At 58.0% G+C, this 4,099-nt stretch carries 3 protein-coding genes; all 3 read right to left on the bottom strand.

Annotation, left to right across the window (positions count from 1 at the left end):
- Nucleotides 1–237: 237 nt before the first annotated feature.
- Genes Q1V60_RS00480 through Q1V60_RS00470 form a run of 3 tightly spaced genes read right to left on the bottom strand, consistent with a single transcriptional unit; the run spans nt 238 to nt 3,803 of the window.
- Entirely contained in the window at nt 238–2,541 is a 2,304-nt protein-coding gene (locus tag Q1V60_RS00480; protein WP_300626717.1) for an MlaD family protein, read from the bottom strand.
- A complete protein-coding gene (locus Q1V60_RS00475; RefSeq protein ID WP_300626716.1) occupies nt 2,534–3,157 on the bottom strand; it encodes a paraquat-inducible protein A in 624 nt (207 codons plus the stop codon). The genes Q1V60_RS00480 and Q1V60_RS00475 overlap by 8 nt, the downstream gene beginning before the upstream one ends.
- Entirely contained in the window at nt 3,144–3,803 is a 660-nt protein-coding gene (locus tag Q1V60_RS00470; RefSeq protein ID WP_300626715.1) for a paraquat-inducible protein A, read from the bottom strand. The genes Q1V60_RS00475 and Q1V60_RS00470 overlap by 14 nt, the downstream gene beginning before the upstream one ends.
- Between the last annotated feature and the right edge of the window lie 296 nt (nt 3,804–4,099).

The raw sequence follows: 4,099 nt of genomic DNA, 5'->3' as shown, positions 1-4,099 counted from the left end.
GTTAAGGAGGGGCGCTTTACCGTGGCGAGGGAGCTTGCTCCCGCTGGTCTGCGCAGCAGTCCCATTTTCTGGGGTCGCTTCGCGGCCCAGCGGGAGCAAGCTCCCTCGCCACAGGCCGACGATTGCCTGCTCTAGCGCTTAACTGACTGGCATTGGGGCAAGCCCGCTCCCACACTTTGACTGTATTTACACATCAGAATGTGGGAGGTGGCTTGCTCCCGATGGCCGCGCCTCGATCTACTTGCCCAGTGGAATCTTGGGCGCCCAGGTCAGCCACTCATCCTCGAACTTGTCGAACAGGGCAAAGGTCTGCTGCGGCCGCGCCGGGGTGCCCATGCGCTCGCCTTCCGGCGTGGCAAAGGCGATACCGCCGGCAACCAACGTCTCCAGAGACTCGGTACGCACCGTCGCGCCCTTGAACAAGCCGAAGTCGAGTCCGAAGCCGCTGGTGTTCCAGAAGCGGCTACCACTGCGTACCAAAGGCGCGTATTTAGGCTCGATCAGGATGTGCACCAGTACACGGTCGGCAGTCTGCCCCAGTTCATAGCCGGTAACCTTGCCCACGGTGACTTCACGGTATGTGACCGGCACGCCTTCCTTGAGCGAGCCACGGCGTGCGGCGCTGAGTGTCAGGCTCAGGCCAGCCTCTCGATGGACCGCTTCAGGCGGTTGGGCAAGGGCGACAAAACTCTTCTGCGGGCCAGCGTTTTTCGCGGCCGGTTGCACTTCGATGTACTGACCGGTGACCAGGGTCTCAAGATTCGCCGTCTTCATCAGGCCCAATTCAGGCTTGACCACCCAGAACTGACTGCCTACCCGCGCAATGCGGTCCGCCACTTGGGTGATACGCGCGCTGATCAATACCGATTGCATGTCGGCGCTCAGGTCTACGCTTTCGATCTTGCCCACGTCCAGGCCTTTGAAGCGCACCGGCGTGCCAGGGCTCAAGCCGTCGGCGCGATCAACCTTGATGGTTACCAGTGTTCCGTGCCGATTGGCTGCCTCCCGATCGGCAAACAAGCGGAAACGGGGGATGTGTCTTTTCAGCGGCACATTCGGTTCCGGCGTTTCGAAGGCAATACCGCCTGCCATCAGGCTGGCCAGGGATTCACTTTTGACCTGAATACCGCCGGTAAGCCCGCCGGTGAGGGTGACACCGCTGGCATTCCAGAATCGTGTCGAACCGTTGACCAGGCCTTCATACTCTTTCTCGATATGAACGCCGATCACCAATTGCTTTTTCTTGCGTGAAAACTGGTAACTCTGCACCGAGCCGACCTTGACCTGCTTGTACAGAATCGGGCTGCCGACATCCAGCGAGCCCAGGTTGTCGGTGAGCAGCACCATGTGCAGGCCTGGGGAGCGCAGGTCCAGAGGCGGGGCCTTGGCGCGCGCCACGTATTCGCGTTGTGGCGCGGTGCCTTTGTCACCGGGGCGGATGGCGATGTAGTTACCTTTGACCAATGCCTCCAGACCGGTAATGCCGGCCAGGGAGATTGACGGTTTGACCACCCAGAATTGCGTGTCCTGCACCAGATAGTCTTCGGCCAAAGGGTCGAGGGTCAATTCAGCGCTGGCGCTGGACAGGTCCGCGTCAATCTTCAGGGTTTTCAGGCTGCCGACCTCGATACCCTTGTACATCACAGGCGTACGTCCAGCCTGCAGTCCTTCGAAATCGGTAAGCTTGACCTTGACCTTGATGCCTGCGGCGGCGGCGTCGAAATCTTCGTACAAGCGGAACGGCAAGCTCGGGTCGGTTGGCGGGCTGTCCTTGCGATTTTCCGGGGTGGCGAAGGCGATACCGCCGGCGACGATGCTGGAGAGGGACTCGCTGCGGACCTTCACACCAGACAGATTGGCATCGATGCTGATGCCGCTGGCATTCCAGAAGCGCGTATGTTTGCGCACCAGGTTAGCGTAGGTCGGTTCGATATAGACCTTGATCTCGACAGTACTTTGGTCCTCAGACAACAGGTAGCTTTTGACCTGCCCCACCTGGATCTGCTTGTAGAACACCGGGCTGCCACGGTTCAGCGACCCCAGGCGATCAGCCTTGAGGGTCAGGTGCAGGCCTGGCTTGGCATCGGATAACGGCGGCTCTTCGGAGAGCGCCTTGAATTTGCGGGTGGGCTCACCATCCCCTGGGCTTGCGGCAATGTAGTTGCCCGAGACGAGGGTTTCCAAGCCAGTGATACCGGCGAGGCTGACGCTGGGCTTGACCAGCCAGAAGCGGGTGTTGGTCTTGAGGTATTGCTCAACGTCCTTGTTCATCTCGATGGTGGCAATCACCCCACGATTGCTGCCTTCGTCATCCAGCGCCAAGGCTTTAACCTTGCCCACCGTCATACCTTTGTAGACCACTTCGGTCTTGTTGACTTGAATGCCTTCGCCGCTTTCAAAGCGGACCTGGATCTCGATACCTTGCTGGGAGTAGGCACGCCATCCTAGCCAGCCACCGATGATCAGGGCAATCAGGGGCAGCACCCAAACGGCCGACCAATTGGATGCAGGGCGGGTTTTAGCTTTAGGCAAATCACTCATGGTCGTCATCCGACTCCGTGTTATCCCAAATCAGTCGGGGATCGAAGGTTACTGCGGCAAGCATCGTCAAGATCACCACACTGGCGAACGCTGCAGCGCCAAGATTGGCCTCGACACTGGCGAGCCGCCCAAAGTTTACGACCGCCACCAGGATGGCGATCACGAAAATATCCAGCATGGACCAGCGACCGATAAATTCGATGAAGCGGTACATGATGATGCGTTGTTGCGCGGACAGCGGTTGACGACGCTGCACCGAAAACAGCAGCAGGCCAATCCCCACAAGCTTGAACGTTGGCACCAGGATACTGGCGATAAACACCACGGCGGCAATGGGGAACATTCCGTGCTGTACCAGTTGAATTACGCCGGACATGATAGTGCTGGGATCGCCTTGCCCGAGGGAATTGACGGTCATAATGGGCAGCAGGTTGGCGGGGATATACAAGATCGCCGCAGTGATCAGCAGAGCCCAGGTGCGTATGAGGCTGTTGGGGCGACGTGCGTGGATCAGCGCACCACAACGGGTGCAGAGCTGTTCGTCGTCATCCGCTTGCTGCTTATTCAATTCATGGCATTCAGTACAAATCAAAATGCCTGCATCAATCGCCCGCATGGTCATCCTCTCCTGACAACGCCTGCCAGATCTGGTGGGGTGACATCACTACCTCGAGCAGAATCTGAACCATTAATAAACTTACGAAGCAGGCCAGACCCAGGCCGAGCGTAATGGAGGCCATGTCAGCGAGCTTTACGATCGCAACCAGTACGCCCATTAAATAGACCTCCAACATCCCCCAATCTTTCAGGTGGTGGTAAATGCGGTACAGCAACAGTCCATAGCTACGACCGATGCTCCAGCGAATGCTGAGTAACACGACCAATTGGCAAAGTAACTTGAGCAGCGGGATAGCCATGCTGCAGAGGAACACCACGGCGGCAACGCCTTGCATGCCACTGTCGAACAGGCCGACGACGCCGCTCCATACGGTGTCCTCCGAGGACTGCCCGAGTAGATTGAGCTGCATGATCGGTAAAAAGTTCGCGGGTATGTACAGAAGCAATGCTGCCAGCACCAAGGCAAGGCTTCGTTCGACGACATTGTGACGGTGAGCGTAAAGCTCGTAGCCGCAACGCGGGCATTGAGCTTTTTCACCGAGGGCGAGCACGGGTTTGCGCATCAGCAGGTCGCACTCATGGCATGCCACCAAGTCGTCCAGCGGTAAATCCGACCCCTCAGGGGCATCAACCGGATCGGGCATAAATAGGGCTCGGGCTCTAAAAAGGTTAGGTGCCTATTCTAGTAGCCTCGTTCAGAAATAACTGTGCAAATTTGTCGGCGGTGTTGGGGCTGTGCCGGAATTTTCAGGGCGTTCACCACGTCAGCGTCAGCGACCTTCGCGAGCAAGCGCGTACCTGCAGGGACCGGGGTTTTCGATCGCCCAAAACAAAACCCCTGTTTGCGCAAGCAAACAGGGGTTCTGGAATTTAATCTTGACGATGACCTACTCTCACATGGGGAAACCCCACACTACCATCGGCGATGCATCGTTTCACT

The sequence above is a fragment of the Pseudomonas sp. genome, assembly GCF_030147005.1.
Classification (GTDB): domain Bacteria; phylum Pseudomonadota; class Gammaproteobacteria; order Pseudomonadales; family Pseudomonadaceae; genus Aquipseudomonas.
This window is presented reverse-complemented; position numbering and strand designations above follow the sequence as displayed.